The 16,574-nt window shown below is 64.9% G+C and carries 11 protein-coding genes; 1 reads left to right on the plus strand and 10 read right to left on the minus strand.

Annotation, left to right across the window (positions count from 1 at the left end; translation table 11 throughout):
* Positions 1-30 precede the first annotated feature (30 nt).
* The 3 genes from ubiE to IPK70_10715 are packed head-to-tail and all read right to left on the minus strand — an operon-like array spanning position 31 to position 2,926.
* The gene (gene ubiE / locus IPK70_10705; GenBank protein ID MBK8227631.1) at positions 31-753 is read right to left on the minus strand and encodes a bifunctional demethylmenaquinone methyltransferase/2-methoxy-6-polyprenyl-1,4-benzoquinol methylase UbiE; all 723 of its coding nucleotides are present in this window, start codon (positions 751-753) and stop codon (positions 31-33) included.
* Entirely contained in the window at positions 750-1,745 is a 996-nt protein-coding gene (locus IPK70_10710) for a D-glycero-beta-D-manno-heptose-7-phosphate kinase (GenBank protein MBK8227632.1), read from the minus strand. The genes ubiE and IPK70_10710 overlap by 4 nt, the downstream gene beginning before the upstream one ends.
* Complete coding sequence (locus tag IPK70_10715) at positions 1,742-2,926, minus strand: pyridoxal phosphate-dependent aminotransferase (GenBank protein MBK8227633.1); 1,185 nt, start codon at positions 2,924-2,926, stop codon at positions 1,742-1,744. The genes IPK70_10710 and IPK70_10715 overlap by 4 nt, the downstream gene beginning before the upstream one ends.
* Before the next feature lie 100 nt (positions 2,927-3,026).
* Between IPK70_10715 and IPK70_10720 the strand changes: the two genes are divergently transcribed.
* Positions 3,027-3,563, plus strand: a complete 537-nt coding sequence (locus tag IPK70_10720) for a hypothetical protein (protein ID MBK8227634.1) — start codon at positions 3,027-3,029, stop codon at positions 3,561-3,563.
* On the opposite strand, the gene meaB is transcribed toward IPK70_10720, so the two are convergent.
* The 7 genes from meaB to IPK70_10755 all read right to left on the minus strand — a co-directional run bounded on the left by meaB (position 3,535) and on the right by IPK70_10755 (position 16,492).
* Positions 3,535-4,527, minus strand: coding sequence for a methylmalonyl Co-A mutase-associated GTPase MeaB (gene meaB / locus IPK70_10725; protein MBK8227635.1), 993 nt, complete (start codon positions 4,525-4,527; stop codon positions 3,535-3,537). The two genes, IPK70_10720 and meaB, sit on opposite strands and share 29 nt — an antisense overlap.
* Before the next feature lie 2 nt (positions 4,528-4,529).
* Positions 4,530-5,099 carry a hypothetical protein gene (locus IPK70_10730; protein MBK8227636.1) on the minus strand — a complete coding sequence of 190 codons (570 nt, stop codon included), beginning with the start codon at positions 5,097-5,099 and terminating at the stop codon, positions 4,530-4,532.
* 60 nt (positions 5,100-5,159) lie between these two features.
* Positions 5,160-9,743, minus strand: a complete 4,584-nt coding sequence (locus IPK70_10735) for a hypothetical protein (protein ID MBK8227637.1) — start codon at positions 9,741-9,743, stop codon at positions 5,160-5,162.
* Between the two features lie 415 nt (positions 9,744-10,158).
* Entirely contained in the window at positions 10,159-13,629 is a 3,471-nt protein-coding gene (locus IPK70_10740) for a T9SS type A sorting domain-containing protein (protein MBK8227638.1), read from the minus strand.
* Positions 13,630-13,638: 9 nt separating this feature from the next.
* The gene (locus tag IPK70_10745; protein MBK8227639.1) at positions 13,639-14,079 is read right to left on the minus strand and encodes a hypothetical protein; all 441 of its coding nucleotides are present in this window, start codon (positions 14,077-14,079) and stop codon (positions 13,639-13,641) included.
* A 157-nt stretch (positions 14,080-14,236) separates the two neighbouring features.
* Positions 14,237-16,030 carry a T9SS type A sorting domain-containing protein gene (locus tag IPK70_10750; protein ID MBK8227640.1) on the minus strand — a complete coding sequence of 598 codons (1,794 nt, stop codon included), beginning with the start codon at positions 16,028-16,030 and terminating at the stop codon, positions 14,237-14,239.
* Positions 16,031-16,042: 12 nt separating this feature from the next.
* Entirely contained in the window at positions 16,043-16,492 is a 450-nt protein-coding gene (locus IPK70_10755) for a hypothetical protein (protein MBK8227641.1), read from the minus strand.
* Between the last annotated feature and the right edge of the window lie 82 nt (positions 16,493-16,574).

Consider the following 16,574-nt stretch of genomic DNA (forward strand, 5'->3'; position numbering starts at 1 on the left):
TAGGCAGCGATCCTTGCGCGCGCGGGCGGTTCATGCGCGCGCGCTGTAGATCGTCGCGATGCCGCCGGTCACGGTTTCCGCCTTCGCATCGCGCGCGCCGCAGCGCTCGAGCACGCGCACGAAGCCGGTGCCGCTGGGGAATGCATCGACGCTCTGAGGCAGGTAGGTGTATGCGGCGCTGTCGCGGCTCACGAGTCGGCCGATCGCGGGCATCACGCGGTGGAAGTAGAAGCGGAAGAGCACGCCCATGATGGTGCCTCGGGGCTTGCTGAACTCGAGCACGAAGAGGCGGCCATCCGGCTTGAGCACGCGCAGCATCTCGCGCAGGCCGAGCTCGAGGTCCTCGAAGTTGCGCGCGCCGAAGGCCACTGTGGCCGCATCGAAGCTCCCATCGGCGAAGGGCAGTGCAGCGCTGTCCGCGCGGAGCAGCACCACGCGCCCGTCGAGGCCATCGGCCTTCACCTTCATGCGGCCGTGGCTCAGCATGCCTTCACTGATGTCCACGCCGGTCACTTTCGGTGCTGCGCCCTTGCGCGCGGCCATGATCGCGAGGTCGGCGGTGCCGGTGGCCACATCGAGCAGGTGCGCCACGGGCCGCTCTTTCACCATGCGGATCACTTTCCGCCGCCAGCCTTGGTCGATGCCCAGGGAGAAGAGCCGGTTCAGCAGGTCGTATTTCGGCGCGATGGCGTCGAACATGTGCTCGACCTGCTCACGCTTGCTGCCTTCATCGGTGTAGGGCTTCACGGTCATGCGAGCAGGCGCAATCTCTCGCATTCCGACCGGAAGCGCTCACGGTCGATGGGCGCCACGCCGACTTCCTCGCAGACCAGCCCGCCGGCCAGGTTGCTGAGGGCGGCGATGTCCGCTGGCGCCAGGCCTTGCGCGAGAGCCAATGCCGCCACCGCGATCACCGTGTCGCCCGCGCCGCTCACGTCGATGATCTTGCGCTTGTGCGCGGCAATGCGCTGCCCGCCGCGCGCATCGTGCACGAAGGCGCCGTGCTCGCTCAGGGTCACCAGCGAGATGGCATTGCCCAATCGCTCTTCGAGCTGTCGCACGGCGCGTTCGAGGCTCTTGTCGTCGGTGGGGTCGATGTCCATCTTCAGGCCTTCGCGCAATTCCTTCAGGTTCGGCTTGAAGAGGGTAACGCCCCGATAAGCGAGGAAGTTCTTCTTCTTCGGATCGACGGCTACCGGGATGCCCTGCGCGCGCGCTAGGGCCACGATGCCTTCGATCACGCCAGCGGTGAGCACGCCTTTGTTGTAGTCCTCCAGCACGATCACGTTGGGACGGTCGTTGCTTAGGATCAGGGCGATGCGGTCGAGCAGCGCGCGCCCATCGGTTTCGCTGAGGTCGTCCTCCTGCTCTTCATCCACGCGCACCACATGCTGCTGGGCGCTGATCACGCGCGTCTTCACGGTGGTGCGCCTCAGCGGCGACCGCACCAATCCATCGGGCGATAGTCCCTGTTCGGCGAGCAGGCGATCCACGCGATCGGCATGCTCATCGTCGCCCGCCACGCTGGCGATGACGGCCCTGGCGCCGAGCGCCTTCGCATTGAGCGCCACGTTCGCTGCGCCGCCCAAGCGCGCGCTGCGGTGCGTGACCTGCACCACGGGCACCGGGGCCTCGGGGCTGATGCGGTCCACGCGACCCCAGAGGTAGGCGTCCACCATCACATCGCCCACGACGAGCACGGTGCTGCCTTCGGCCTTGCCCAGGAAAGCGTCGATCGCGCTCATGCGGCTGCCAACTGTGCGACGGCCTTGGCCACGCGCGCCATGGCCTCGATGAGCTTATCGTCGCTGGTCGCGTAGCTGATGCGCAAGGTGCCCTCGGCACCGAACGAGGCGCCTTCAACCAGGCTCACGCCGGCGGCATCGAGCAGGTAGAGGCTCAGGTCCACCGCGCCCTTGATGCTGCTCCCGTTGATGGATGCGCTCACATCGGGCAGCAGGTAGAAGGCGCCCTGCGGCACATTGCAGCGCCAGCCGGGGATCGCCATCATGGCCTTGAGCGTAAGGTCGCGGCGGCGAAGGAAATCGGCGCGCATGGGCGCTAGCAGCGCGGGGTCGGCCTCCATGCACGCCTTGGTGACTCGTTGAGCGATGCTGTTCGCGCCGCTGGTGAATTGGCCCTGCACCTTGGTGCACGCTTGCGCGATCCACAGCGGTGCGCCGATGTAGCCGATGCGCCAGCCGGTGAGCGCGAAGGCCTTGCTCAGCCCATTCACGGTGATGGTGCGCTCGGCCATGCCGGGCAGCGAGGCGAAGCTCACGTGCTCGCCCTGGAAGACGATGTGCTCGTAGATCTCGTCGGCGATCACGTACAGCCCGTGATGCCGGGCCACCACGTTGGCCAGCGCTTCGAGCTCGCTGCGTGTGAGCACCGATCCGCTCGGATTGCACGGAGAGCTGAACATCAGCAGGCGCGTGCGCGGGGTGATGGCCGCAGCGATGCGCTCCACCGGTGCCTTCCAATCCTCGTCGAGGCTGCTGCCCACGATCACCGGCGTGGCGCCGGCGAGCTTCACTTGCTCGGAGTAGCTCACCCAGTACGGCGCGGGGATCACCACTTCATCCCCCGGCCCGCACAAGGCCATCACCGCGTTCATGATGCTGTGCTTGGCGCCGGTGCTGATCACGATCTGCTCAGGCGAATACGCCAGGCCATTGTCGCGCTGCAGCTTGGCGGCGATGGCCTCGCGCACGTCGAGGTAGCCGTTCACCGGCGTGTACTTGTGCCACGGGCCGCGCAAGGCTTCATGAGCAGCCTCCAGCGCGAAGGCTGGCGGGGCATGGTCGGGCTCACCGAGGCTGAGGTCGACGATGTCGCGGCCCTGCGCCCGCAATTCACGGCTTCGGCGGGCCATCAGCAGCGTGGCGGGCTCGATGATGGACTGAACGACGGGCGATAGGTGCATGCGCTGGCCCCGCTGTCGGCGGGCAAGGCGCGAAGCTAACCACCGACGAAGAGGAGCTTCCCGGTGCTTTAGCCGATATTCGTCCACCGCTTTTCCCACGATGAACGATCCCGTAGTCCTCGTCTTGGTGGCCATCCTGCCCAGCCTGGTGGTCTTCCTCACGGCTTTCTATTCCATCCGGCATTTCCTGGGCGCGCGCACCGCAGAGCGGAACGCGGAGCACCTGGCCAGTATGCGCATCGACGACCATAAGCAGGTGCTGCCCCTCCGGCTCCAGGCCTATGAGCGGCTCACGCTCTTCCTGGAGCGCATCCAGCCGGGGCCGCTGGTGCTGCGGATCCACCGCGCCAGCATGGATGCACGCGACCTGCAATCGGCCTTGTCCTCCACCATCCGCGAGGAGTTCGAGCACAACGTCACGCAGCAGATCTACGTGAGCGACCGCGCTTGGCAGAAGGTCAAGCAGGCCAAGGAGGAGACGATCCGCCTGGTGAACATGAGTTTCGAGCAGGTGGGCGATGGAGCCAGTGGCGGAGACCTGAGCCGGAAGGTGTTCGAGAACGTGGCCCGCCTCACGCACGCCCCTTCGCAAGAAGGCATTGTGGCGCTCAAGGACGAGGTGCGCCGCCTTTTCTGAATCGCGCGAGCAATTCGGCCGCTGCGGCGAAGGGCGTCATCGTCCCATTGCGCACCGCCTCACGCAGATCCGGCAGCGCGGCCTGCACGTCGCGATCCCCGGCGAAGGCCTGCTGCAAGCCCTGGGCGACCGCTTGATCGAGCCAATGCAAGGCCTGCTCGCGCCGCTTCGCGTCAACATATCCGCTCGCTAGGTCTGCTGCGTGGAGCGCTTCGATCCGCTCACCCAATTCATCGATGCCCATGCCGGAGACCGCGCTGGTGAGCAGCAGTTCGGCCCGGCGGCCGCTGGGGCGCGGCGGGAGAAGCTGGATCGCGCCGAGCAATTCGCGACGTGCCGCCTCGGCCCTGGGCCGTGCCTCGCCATCGCATTTGGTGAAGGCGATGGCATCGGCCGATTCCATGATGCCGCGCTTGATGCCTTGCAGCTCATCACCGGCGCCTGCGATCAGGAGCAGCACGTTGAGGTCGGCGAGCTGGTCCACTTCGAGTTCGTTCTGCCCCGCGCCCACGGTCTCGATCAGGATGCGGTCGTAGCCTGCGGCTTCGCATAGCACGATGGCCTCGCGCGTTCGCCGGGCCACGCCCCCGAGCATGCCGCTGGCCGGTGTCGGGCGTATGAAGGCGGCTTCATGCTGCGCTAGGTTCTCCATGCGCGTCTTGTCGCCCAGTATGCTCCCGCCGCTGCGCGCGCTGCTCGGGTCGATGGCCAGCACCGCAACGCGATGGCCCTGCCCGATGAGCCGCATGCCCAGCGCATCGATCAAGGTGCTCTTGCCCACGCCGGGTATGCCGGTGATGCCCACCCGCAGCGCCTTGCCGCCCGAAGGGAGGCAGGCTTCGATCAGTTGCTGCGCGGCCTCCGCATCCGTTGAGCGGCTGCTCTCGATCAAGGTGATGGCCCTGGCCAGTGCCGCGCGATCGCCGAGGCGCAGCGCGTTCAGGAGCTCAAGTTGCCCCGGCATCGTCAATAGCCCTTCTGATAATTGTCCACCCACTCCGGGTCGCCGATGTCGTGCAGCAGCCGGAAAAGGTCCTCGCCGCAGGCCAGGTCCGTGAGCCGATGCAGTCCATAGCCGGAGAGCAGCAGCATCTGGCGCGGGCTGGGCTGCGTGCGGCTCTCGGCCCAGCCTTGCCCGTGCTGCGCACCGCTCGGATCCTTGAAGGGGTATTCCCAGAAGCGCAGTTTCCAGAGCTCATCGAATACGCCGCAGTCGCTCACCGTGCGGGTGCCGTCGTCCAGCTCCGGCGGCAGCAGGCAGCCATCGACGCCGTACTTGCGGAACAGGTTGATGCGGCTCGGATTGGCCTTGCTCGGCACCGCCCCTTGCGCCTCCATCATGAACTGCCCGCGCGAGATCGGCTGCACCTCGATCACCTTGCCCTCGAACTCCTTCACCACGAAGAGCGTGAAGAGCTCGCTGTTCATGCCCGTCATCAGGCTCATGCCGAAGGAGTAAGTGGCCACCGGCGTGGGCGCTGGCCCAGCACTTCCTGCGAGCAGGGGGAAAAGGAGCGCCGCCGCTGCCGTTCTCATCACGCGTTGTTCAGGCGTGAAAAGGTACGGCGGCGGCGGCGGATGCTTCTTTCCTTCCGATCAGTGCTTCACGAATCGCTTGCGGCCGATCTCCTCCGCGCCTTGCTGCAGCACGAGCATGTATGCGCCGCTCTCCAGCGCACCGGTGCCGATCTGCAATTGCTGCGTGCCGCCGGCAGAGGCTAATGTCCCGGCCATCGCGATACGGCCAGAGGCATCGAGCATGCGCCAGGTGATCGTGCCCTCGCCGGCGCCATCGAGCGCGATGAAGAGCTCGTCGCGCACCGGATTCGGGAACACTTGCAGCAGCGCATCCTTTGGCTTGAAGTACACCGGAACGGAATGCGTCAGCTCGCTGGTGCCATCATCATCCACCTGCAGGAGGCGGTAGTAGGAGTAGCCCATGAGCGGCTTCGGGTCCACGAAGGCGTACTCCGTGGTGGTCGATGCCGTGCCACTGGCCTGCACGCGCCCGATGGTCTCGAAGTTCGAGTTGTCGCTGGAGCGCTGCACATCGAACCAGGCGGCATTCAGCTCGCTCGCCGTGCTCCACTTCACGTCCACCTGCGCCTCGCGGGCGTAGGCATTGAAGTCGAGGAACTCAACCGGCAGCCAGCAATCGATGGTGCCGCTGGTCCACGTGAGCGTGAGCAGCGCTTGGTTCTGCGTGTAGTTGCTCACGAAGAGCACGAAGATGTCGCCCGCTGTCGCGGTGATGCCGGGCACCCAGCCATCGCCCGCCACGGTCTCGGTGCCGATGGTAGCGGTGGCCTGGAATTGCGGCGGTGAATACACCGGGTGGCCGATGCCCGTGGCGTAGCTGCCCGTGGCCGCGAAGGTGTTCGCGGCGCTGGCGAAGGAGCAGCGCTTCGGCGCCGTGGTCATCAGGTCGCACATCTGCGGCACGGTCTGACTGGGACTGAAGGGCCCCCACACCGCGAAGTTCACATCGGTGTTGGCGATGCTCGGCGCGATGCTGAAGCCGATGCTCGGCGTGGCGCCTGCGCGGAAGGTGTACCATTCGCCCGGACGCTCGTAGATGCCCACGCAGCCGCTGTTCGCCGGCGTCAGGTTGCCCACGCTGCCGTTGTTCGTCGGCGTCATCTGCACGACCGCGTTGTCGCACAGGATCGTGGCGCCGGGGCAGTCCTCATTCGGCGGAGGGATCACGTTGGAGCAGTTCACGCCGGTGAGATTGATCGTGCCCGGCACGGCGGGCATCGCGCTCGCGTACATCGAGTACGACTGGCCCACCAGATCGAAGGTCCAGTAGTTGTCCTGCGGGAAGTAACCCGCACCGTTGTACGTGATGGTGATGTTGTCGCCGTTGTTGGCGCTGATGAGCACCTGCTGGAACTGTCCGGTCGGCACCGTGTACGTGGTCGGTGTTCCGCCGTTGATGGTCACCGTGATCGACGATCCGCCCCAGCCGTCGCCGAAGATGTCATACATCCGCAAGGCGAAGATGCATGCCGCACTCGGGTTGAAGGAGGTCTGGCAGGAGATCAATGCCGACCAGCCCGGATTGTTGAAGATGTCGTCGCTGGTCATGGCAATCGTCAGGCAGCCGCTGGGGTGCGTGCTGGTGAACGATCCCGGATTGGCGTTGCCCGTGAAGCCGCCAGCGCCGAGGGTCCAATTACACCATCCAGCGGGCGCGCCACAGAAGGGCAGTCCATTTCCGCTGAGCCATTGCGTGCCGTTGGCATTGTTCGGCGAGACCACCGGCCCGTTGTAGAGGTACATGTTGTCCCAGCCGAGCTCCAGGTTGAATGTGAGGAAATTGATGGTCACCGCGTCACCGGCGATCTGCGGGCAATAGGTCTGCCACCACGCATTCACCCCGGGTGTTCCGCCGAAATTCGGTGATCCAGGCGGGATGGTCCCACCACCGCCGATGCAGGTGTAGGGCCAGCAATTGTTGCCACCGAAGTTGTTCGGGTTCTGGTTGATGGCGTCCGCATAGTTCCCGTTCGGCCCACCGGGGTCATAGACCGTGGTGCCGCAAATGCCGCTTGGCGGCGGCGGCGGTGGCGGTGGCGGTTGCGGAAGCCCGCATCGGATGATGGCCGACCATCCGTTGCCAAGCACGCTGAAGTCTGAGGTCCAGCGGATGGTGAGGCAACCTCCGTTGATCAAGGTGCCAGAGAAGGTGCCCGGCGCCACCGCACCACTGAACGGACCGCCGATGATCGGTGAAGCGATCGTTGGGCCATTGAACACAGTTAGGAAGTCGAAGTTGGCTTCAGTCTGGAAGGAGGTGAAGGTGAGCGTGATCACCTCGCCTGGGGTAGAAGGGCAGAAGGTGTAGGTGCTGAACTCGTTGTTCACGTATTGCCCGGCGGCGCCACCGCTGTCGAAGAAGTTGCTGCCCGAGATCACCAGTGGGGTGCCCGCAGGGGTAGTGGTGTGGCAAGGCCCGGGTGCAGGCTGAATGGGCGGTCCACAGCTCACGCTGATCACCCAGCCCGTGCTCACCACGCTGCCGTTCGAGGTGAAGCGGATGGTGAGGCAGCCACCTGCGGCAGACGATACCAAGCCCGGTGGCAAGGCCCCGCCGGAAAAGGCGCCCAACACCGGCGATGCGATGGACGGGCCGTTGTAGACCGTGAGGAAGTCGGCGTTCAGCTGCGTGCTGAAGGAGGTGAAGTCAATGGCGACCACATCACCAGGGTTCACCGGGCAGAAGGTTTGCTCGAATACTTCGTTGTTGCCATAGTTGCCCAAGGGGCCACCGCTATCCGCGCTGTTCAGGTCGCATCCGAAAATGGGCGCAGCTGCGGTCTGGCGTGCGCAGATGTTGAACTGGCCCACGTTGCCGGTCTGGCGCCAGACGCGCACATACACCGTGCTGCCCGGCGCAAGGCCCGCGAAGAGCTGTTGCGGCATGGCAGCGCCAAAGGAACTGCCGCCCACCTGGCAGTTGATCGGCGGCACCAAGGAGAGGTTCGCCGGGGCGCAACCACCGCTGGTGGTGTACAGCGCCAGCGCGCCATCGGTCATGCTCACGCCCTGCGTGTTGATCTCGACCTGGCCGTTCGGCGGCACCACCACCGTGAACCACACATCATTCTGCACAGGCCCGCCACAAGGCGGCACGGCCACGCCAGCGGTGAGGCCAGCGCCTTCGTTGGTCGTTGGGATCAGGTTGCAGCTGAGGCTCGTGGGCAAGGGGATTGCGCCGCATGGATCGTCGTTGGGCGGCGGCAAATTCTCCGTGGCGCAGATGCTGAAGGTGCCGCTCACGTTCGCCCCCTGCGGCCAAACGCGGATGTAGATCGTCTCGCCCGGCACCAAGGGCGGAGCGATGGCCGGAATCGTGGTCTGGCTGTTGATCCGGGGCATGTTGTTCACCGGAGCGAACTGGTTGTCGTTGCACGCAATCGGGGTCATGGTGCCACTGAATCCCGGTGGATTGCACACCGACCCGCCCACGCTGAGGCGGTACCAGGCCATGGCCATATCCGTGAGCGTGCCCGAGAAGGTGTTCACGGTGAAGGCGCCGGTGGCGGGCACCGTTACGGCGAACCAGACATCGTTGTTGATGGCGCCGCCGCAGGTGGGTGCGCCCACGGTTACGCCGGGAGGCGTGGTGTTGGTAGCGAACTCCGTGTTGTAGGTCTGCGACGCGCACACCGCCGGCGTGGGAAGGTTGAAGGCGCCGCACGGCAGATCATTGAACGGCGGCGTGGGCTCGAATGCGCAGATGTTGAAGGTGCCCATGTTGCCGACGAAACTGTTCGGCCAGAGGCGGATGTATACCGTGCTGCCGGGAACCACCAGGCCGCTCACATCCAGCAGCGGTGTTGGTCCGGCGCTGCACGCCACTACGCTCCAGCTTGCCAAGGGAGCGTTGCAGGCAGGTGTATTGTAAACCGCCATGCCCAAGCTGGTAGCGCTGACCAGAGCCGTCTGAATGCGCAGGTTCCCGCTGGCAGGCACCACAACGCTGTACCAGACATCGCGCCCGAAGTAAGCGCCGCAACCTGGGTTCGGAATGCCGGCCTCAGTGCTGCCCCAAACCGCCGAACCCGCTTGGAAGTTGCAGCTGATTGGCAAGGGACCTCCAAAGGCGATGGCCGTGCAGGGCGTATCGTTCGGTGGAGGAGTGGGAAGGCTGCAGGTGATGTTGAGCGTGCCGCACAGAGCCGCATTCACTACACAGGGATTCTGGAACACGCGGAACCGGTAAATGCCAGCGGTCTGCGGGCTGAACGTGAGCTGCGCAGGGCCGTTGGGCGTGCCGCAGCCGTCGTTGTCGAAGGCGGGCCCGAAATAGCCGACTGCGACCGCTGCGAAGGCGGTGCTGGTGATGCTCAGTGAGAAGTTGTTCGCGGGGGCGCTGGTGCAGAGGCTGAATGTGTACAGGTTGCCGGAGCACATGTAGATCTGCGAATAGTTATTGCCGCAAATCGGGACCGTGAAAGTGGCTGGGCAGACGGCGCAGGCACTGGTGATGGGAACTCCGAAGCTACCCGTGGGTGGATAGTTATTGGGATACATTGGTGGACCAGGTGGCACCACCGCTGGCAGCCAGGCCCCATTGGCCACAGGTGCGGTGGCGCCCATGGCCGTGCCCGTGCATTGCGCCTGAGCCGTTGTGGTCGGTGCGGCCGCCCACGCGATTCCCAGCACGAGGGTCATGGCCAAGGGTGCCAAGCGCGAGATGAACGACCTGCTACGGAGAGAGTAGGGTTGGGTCATGCGGATGAGTCTGAAGGGGTTCCTGAATCGCGTCGGAACATTCGGGGGTGAATATACCAGCGGTCTAATGTTAACAACCGTCGAGCGCTGTGTTCGGTTCGCGCCAATTCTGCGGGGGGCTTTGAGCGCCAACGGCCTGGAGGCGAGTCTGGTGTTCCCAGCCAAGGGACGGAGAGGGGCGTTCGCGGTTGCCCTCTGGTGGATAACTGGCCATGGCGAACGAACGCCATCTCCCTGTGCTGGCCCAAGTGGGATGGGGTATCCGGGCTACGTCCTTCCATTCACGCTCGAGCCGAAATGAACAAAGCCCGGCTGCATCTGCAGCCGGGCTTTGCCGTGGATCAGGCTTGGGAGCCTACCGTTTCACGAAGCGTGCGTGGCCAAGCATGCCGCCACGCTCATCCATGAGCTCGATTAGGTAGCTGCCCGCATCCATGGTCAAGGGCAATTCCACCTGGTTCATGCCAGCGGTGGTGCTGGTGCGGCCCCATGCCACTGCGCGCCCGCTGGCATCCACGATCCGCCAACTGGCTTGACTTTCGTTCGGCGACTCGAAGCTGGCCCACAGGCTCTCACCGGCCGGGTTGGGGTACACCATGAGTGTGCCGCCGGCCCGCATCATCACCGAAACCACAGGCGAGAGCTGGCCATCGCCATTGGTGGCGATCTGCTCCACGCGGTAATAATTCAAGCCGTTCACGGGCTGCTTGTCCACGAAGGCGTATCCCGTCGGTGCGCTGCTCGTGCCTGCGGCCTGAACCGTGCCGATGGGGCGGAAGGCCGTGCCATCCTCCGAGCGGTCCACGCGGAAATAATCGCTGTGCTGCTCGCTGGCGGTGAGCCAGCTCACCAGCACCTCAGGGCCTTGAGCCTCGGCCTTCAGATCCAGCCATTCCACCGGCAGCAGGTTGCAATCGAGGATCGTGTTCGGCGTGTTGTTCCAGTTCAAGGTGAACGAGAGGCCGTTCATCGAGTAGTTGTCGATGTACAGGAGATAGGTCTGGTTGGCCAGCACAGGCACTGCGCTGGAGAACGGCGGGCCGCCGGCTCCTTCGGTTGCGTTCAGCGCCGTGGTGCTCAGTCCGGTGGTATTCGCCACAGCCGACCAGTTGCAACGGATAGGCGGGGTGGCAGGCGGGCAAGGCGGGGTGCCTGCGTAGGGACCCCACAGGGCGAAGTCGTAGTCCGTTCCGGGGGTCACTGACACGTTGAAGGCGATGGTGCCCGCGGCATTGGTGGTGAAGCGCAGCCAGACGCCCTGCCGCTCGTTGGCCAGCATGCACCCGCGGTTCGCGGGATTCAGGTCCTGTGAGTTGCCGAAGTTGCCCGGCGCGAAGGTGAAGGCCTGCGCGTTGCAGATCTGCTGCGCGCCGATGCAGTCCGAGATGGGCGCTGGTGGCACATTGCAGGTGCTGTTCACCGTGAACACATGGTTCAGGCCGCTGGCCGGCGGGTTGGCACTGGCGAACATGGTGAAGCCGTTGTTCGCGAGCAGGCTGTAGGACACCTGGTTCTGGAAGCCACCGGCGGGCGTGTACGAGATCGTGACGTTCGCACCGAGCGGCGCGCTGAAGACCACGGTGCTCAGGGAGCCGAACACCGTGTAGTTGGTGCAGGAGGCGTTGATGCACACGGTCACGAAGCCGCCGTTCCAGCCATCACCGGCACTGTCCTGCAAGCGCAGCGTGTAGGCGCATGGCGCAGGGGTGGCCGGGTTGCGGGCACAGAGCAGGAAGTTGCCGTCGTTGCCGGACTGGCGCCACACGCGGATGTAAACCGTTGCGCCCGGCGTAAGGCCCGTGACCGTGCTGGTGGGCATGGCGCCGCCATTGGTGCTGCCACCCACTGAGCAGCCGCCATTGCCGGCCGGGACCTGCGTCAGGCTCAGGTTGTTGCCGGCGCATGTGCCGGTGCCTGTGTACACGGCATAGCCGCCATCGGTCATCTGCATGTCATCGGTGTCGAGCACCAATTGGCCGCTGGCGGGAACGGTGGCCGTGAACCACACGTCGCTGTTGTAGGGGCCGCCATTGCAGCTCGGGTTCGGGATGCTGAGCACGCTGGGCGCGGTGCCGCCGGTGATGGTGGCGAACTGCGTGGAGTAGGGCGCCTGGAAGTAGCAGCCGCTGTTCACCTGGAGCGCGAGCGCGCCGCACGGGTTGTCGTTCGGCGGCGGCACGTTCTGCACCGCGCAGATGCTGGCTGTTCCGAAGGCGGTGGTCTTGTTCCACATCCGGATGTAATAGGTCAAGCCTGGGGTGCCGCCGATCGTCAGGTTGGGCATGGTGCTCGCCCCGAAGTTGTCGTTGCAGCCTACTTCAGCGAGTGTCACCGCGCCTTGCGTGGCGCAATTGGTGGTCATCGTGCCGGAACTGACGGTGTACACCGACATGGCCATGTCGCTGAGCGTGCCGGCCTGGGTGTTGATCGTCATGGATCCCGTGGCGGGCATCACCGCTGCGAACCAGACATCGCCGCCGGCCAGCGGGGTGCCGCAGCTTGGAGCGGGAGCGGTGTAGAGCGGGGGCAGTGCTGTTGCGTTCTGCGTGCTGAATGGCGTAAGACCACAAGACGTGGGCACAGGCAAGGCATAGGGTCCGGTGGCTCCGCACGGGCTGTCGTTGGGCGGTGGGATGGGCTCGTAGGCGCAGAGCTGGAAACTGCCCATGTTGGGCGCGCCGGTCTGCGGCCAAACGCGGATATAGACCGTGGTGCCTCCGGCGAGGCCGCTGAGCGAGACGAAGTCGTTGCAATTGCAGCTGTTCGCAACGATGGTGAGCGCGCCCGGTACGCCGGTGTACACAGCGAAGGCGATGTTCTGTGCGCTGATCTCCTGCAGGATCACCGAGAGGTTGCCGCTGGCCGGAACACCCACGCTGTACCACACATCGTAGCCGCTGTAGGAACCCGATGCAGTGGCGCAGCCTCCCGTGGTGCAACCGCTGGGCGTGCCTGCCGATTGCGTGGCCCATGCCACGCTGCCACCCACCATGGTGCAGGTGGTGGGTGCCGGCGAACCCAAGCTGGTGGCGTTCGCAGGCTCATCATTCAAAGGCGGTGGAGGCACCGGGTTGCAGGCGATCTGCACCGTGCCGCATTGCGCGCTCACCGAGCAGGTGTTGTTCCAGAGGCGAATCCGGAAATTGCCGGTGACCGACGGAGCGTAGGTGATCGTGGCATGGCCTCCGGCGGTGCCGCAGCCGTCATCGTTCCAGGAGGGTGGTGTGACCGTGGCCAGCGCCGTGCCCGCAGTCGTGGTGATGGCCAGCGAAGAATTCCATGCGGTGGCGGCACCGCACATGGAAATGGTGTACACGTTGCCCACACACATGTAGTACTGGAAATACTGTCCGGAGCACATGTTCGCGCTGAACACGGCCGGGCAAACGGAGCAGGCAGCGCCATTGCTGCCGGTGCCTGGTGAGACCGGGTTGTTGGGGGGGAAGCTGTTCGGCCAAGGCGCGGTCGTAGCGTAGTTGTGCAGCACGTTCGTGCCCGTGCCTGTGGCGGCCTGGCTCAAGGTGATGCTGGTGGCGGTGGGGACCCCGATGCCTGTGATGGTGGTGCCTGCCGGGATGTTCGGGCCCGTTACGGCCATGCCCACCACCAAGCCGGCAGCGGAAAGAACCGTGACCGTTGGGCTGCCTGCCGTTGAGGTGGTGGCCACATTGCCGCTGGTTGTGGGTGGCAATGCCGGTGCGTTCCAAGTGCTCACAGCAGATTGCCCAGCTGGTAATAGCCACGTGTTCGCTAGGCAAGGCGGCTGCGCTTGCAGCGAGAACCCGATCAGGCCGGCGCAGAGCGCGAGTGCGTAATGCTTCTTCATGGTGCCTGATTAGCGGTGGTGGATCGGGGTGGTGCTGAGGGGCGCTTCGGGATGCAGGGCATTCCATTGCTCCACGGCGGCGCGGTAGCGGGCCATGTCGGCAGGCTCATCGCCTGTGGGCTGGAACACGGGCACCGCTGGCTGGTTGTTGATCCCGAGCTCGTCGGCGTTGCGGGTGCCGGGCAGCAGCACGATGCCGCGCGCCTGGATCACGGCGCGGTAATGGGCCTCGGGCTGCAGGGTGCTGCTCTTCAGCTGCAGGATCCGCATGTCGTCGGAGTGGAAGATCTCGGCATTCGCATCAACGCTGGCCAGCGCCTCGGTGAGGTGCTTCAGCTGCGCAACAGCCACTGGTTGGGCCGCTTCGAAATAGTGGAACTGGGACTGCTGTGCGCGGGCACTGATACCGGTGATCAGCAGCGCAAGGAGCAAGGTGTTTCGGAGCATCATGCGTGAACGGTAGTTTTCGGCGCTGCCAAATTAGACGAAACTGACTTCCAAGGGAATAGGGGCCTTCAGCAGGTTGTTAACCAAGATCTATGGATCGACGCCCAATTCGCCCCGACATTCGAAGACGAATGCGCGGGGAATGGTTGCTTAGGGCCGTTCAACGGGCAATGGCCAGCCGAAGATGCTCCGGGGCCCCGCCTTCAGGCTGAATGCGCACCAGGTAGTGGCCTTCGGCCAATCCGGCCAGCGGCAGGTCCAAGGCATTCCAGCCCAGGTTCACATTGGCCCGCACCTGCATGCGTGTCCTGCCGGTGCCGTCGAAGAGCTCAATCAGCAGCGCGCCTTCCGCCTTGCCTTCGAAGCGGATCGTGGCCAGGTCCTGCGTCGGATTCGGGCTGATCACGGGCTCGGCGATGAGTTGGCCGTGCATCACATCCACCGTGCGGGAGTACTCCCAAGCGCCGCCGCTGTCCTGCACTTTCAACCGGTAGCGGTTCAGGCCGACGCGCGGGTTGGGGTCCAGGAATTCATACCGCTTCGTCAGGCCAGGTCCACCCACCGCGTTCACGGAACCGATGGCCACGAAAGAGTCGTCGCCCGCTTCGGCACGTTCCACCCCGAAGGTGGCGGTGCCGTGCTCTTCCAACGTGGTCCAGCCCACAAGGACCTGGTTGCTGGCGCTCTGCGCTTCCGGGCCCACAAGTGAGGCGTTCAGGACATTGCAATCCAAGGAGGCGCCGCCCTGCAGGTCCCAACCGAGGCTGAAGGCGAGACCGCTCTGGGAGAAGTTGCTGATGTAGAGCAGGTACACCTGGCCCACGGTCACATCCAGGTAGCGCACCCACTTATCGCCGGCGGCGCCTTCGGTAAGGTCGGTGGCGGTGAAGTTGAGCCCGGTGGCGCCGCTGGGGGCGGCGAAGGAGCAGCGCAAGGGGGCGCTGAGCGGTGGGCAGATGGTGCCAGGGGTGCTGCCCGGGGGGAAGGGGCCATAGATGGCGAAGTCGTAATCATCGGCCGGGTTGGCCGGGTTGATGGTGAAGCCGATCTGGCCGCTGGCGCTGGGGGTGAAATTGTACCAGGTACCCTGCCGTTCCAGCGCGCTGAGGCAGCCGGCGCTGGTCAGGTTCAGGTCGGCCACCTGCCCGGTGTTGTTGGTGGTGTTGTTGAAGCTCTGGCCGTTGCAGATGGTGATGCTGCCGACGCAGTCCTCTGGTGGCGCTGGAGGCGGCACGCAGGTCACGCTGCCGGCGTACACCACGCCCGCGACAGGCGGTGTGCCAGACGTGAATACCGCGCCGCCACCCAAGGTCAGGCTGTAGCTGTTCTCTCCCTGCCAAGGCCCGGCGTTGTTGTAGGTGAGCACGATGCTGTTGCCCGGCATCACCGGAAGGGCCACCGAGTTGTTCGTTCCGGTTACCGTGTAGTACTGGAACGGGCCACCGTTGATGCTCACGCCGACACTCGATGCCCCCCAGCCATCGCCGAAGGAGTCGAACATGTTGAGCATGTAGATGCACCCGCCGGGCGGCGGAACCACCGGGGTGGAGCAGTTCACCGTCAAGGTCGCGCAGGAACTCAGGTTGATGCACGGGAAGGCATCGATCAGCACGCGCAACTGCCCAGTGAAGGTGGCGACCCAGGTAATACTGGACTGAAGGCCGCATGCATCGTCATTGAAGCCGAGCGAGCCCCCACCCGCGTTGTTGTACAGGGTGATCTGCGTATCCCACAGCGTGGTGCCGCACGTGCTGAAGGTGTAGGTGTTGCCGGCCACCACGTTGATGAGCTGGTACTCACCGCCAAACAGGCAAGTGCTGGCCACGGTTGATCCCGGGCAGGTCGGGGTGGTGGTCTGCCAATAGGTATTGTCGTTCGGGCACTGGCTGTGGGCTGCAGGTCCGCTTAAGAGCAAGGCGGCCGCGAAGGCGGTGCGTGCGTAGTGTCGAACCATGTCTGCTCGGGATTAACGTTGTGGTGAATCGCCGATCATCTGCTGGTACTGCTGCGGATGCGCAGCGATCCAGGCCTCCTTGGCAATCGTGTACCGCAGGTCGTCGCCAGCGGGATCGCCGGTATCCACGCGGGTGGGGAAACCCTGCGCGGTGGCTCCCACGGCCGGTTGGAATTGCCTTGCACCGGCATTGAGCGCGCGCAGGATCCGTTCGTACGGGATGGACGCATCGATCCGCACTTTCAGGAATTCGGCGTCGGAGGAAAGCAACGCCTGTGCATCCAAGCCATTCAGGTTCTCGGCGGCGTGCTTGAAGGTGATGCCATCCAGGAGGCCATCGCAGCGGAAATGGTACACGGCCTGCGCCTGCGCCCATGCGCCATGGGCCAAGGCCGTGAACGCGATGGCCATGCAGGACATCCGCAACAGACGTGATCCGGATTCGGTAAGCTTCAGCTTCATGGCCTTGTGATCCGTTTAGATGGAAGACGCTTTCCGAACCGCCAAGTTGTCTCAACCCCGCCGCGTCACGGACGAAAGTAGT

It is taken from the genome of Flavobacteriales bacterium (assembly GCA_016712535.1).
In the GTDB taxonomy this organism is placed as follows: domain Bacteria; phylum Bacteroidota; class Bacteroidia; order Flavobacteriales_F; family PHOS-HE28; genus PHOS-HE28.

Coding starts and splice junctions, on each gene's coding strand:
- ubiE (MBK8227631.1), bottom strand. CDS start 753: ATGACCGTGAAGCCCTACACCGATGAAGGCAGCAAGCGTGAGCAGGTC.
- IPK70_10710 (MBK8227632.1), bottom strand. CDS start 1,745: ATGAGCGCGATCGACGCTTTCCTGGGCAAGGCCGAAGGCAGCACCGTG.
- IPK70_10715 (MBK8227633.1), bottom strand. CDS start 2,926: ATGCACCTATCGCCCGTCGTTCAGTCCATCATCGAGCCCGCCACGCTG.
- IPK70_10720 (MBK8227634.1), top strand. CDS start 3,027: ATGAACGATCCCGTAGTCCTCGTCTTGGTGGCCATCCTGCCCAGCCTG.
- meaB (MBK8227635.1), bottom strand. CDS start 4,527: ATGCCGGGGCAACTTGAGCTCCTGAACGCGCTGCGCCTCGGCGATCGC.
- IPK70_10730 (MBK8227636.1), bottom strand. CDS start 5,099: ATGAGAACGGCAGCGGCGGCGCTCCTTTTCCCCCTGCTCGCAGGAAGT.
- IPK70_10735 (MBK8227637.1), bottom strand. CDS start 9,743: ATGACCCTCGTGCTGGGAATCGCGTGGGCGGCCGCACCGACCACAACG.
- IPK70_10740 (MBK8227638.1), bottom strand. CDS start 13,629: ATGAAGAAGCATTACGCACTCGCGCTCTGCGCCGGCCTGATCGGGTTC.
- IPK70_10745 (MBK8227639.1), bottom strand. CDS start 14,079: ATGATGCTCCGAAACACCTTGCTCCTTGCGCTGCTGATCACCGGTATC.
- IPK70_10750 (MBK8227640.1), bottom strand. CDS start 16,030: ATGGTTCGACACTACGCACGCACCGCCTTCGCGGCCGCCTTGCTCTTA.
- IPK70_10755 (MBK8227641.1), bottom strand. CDS start 16,492: ATGAAGCTGAAGCTTACCGAATCCGGATCACGTCTGTTGCGGATGTCC.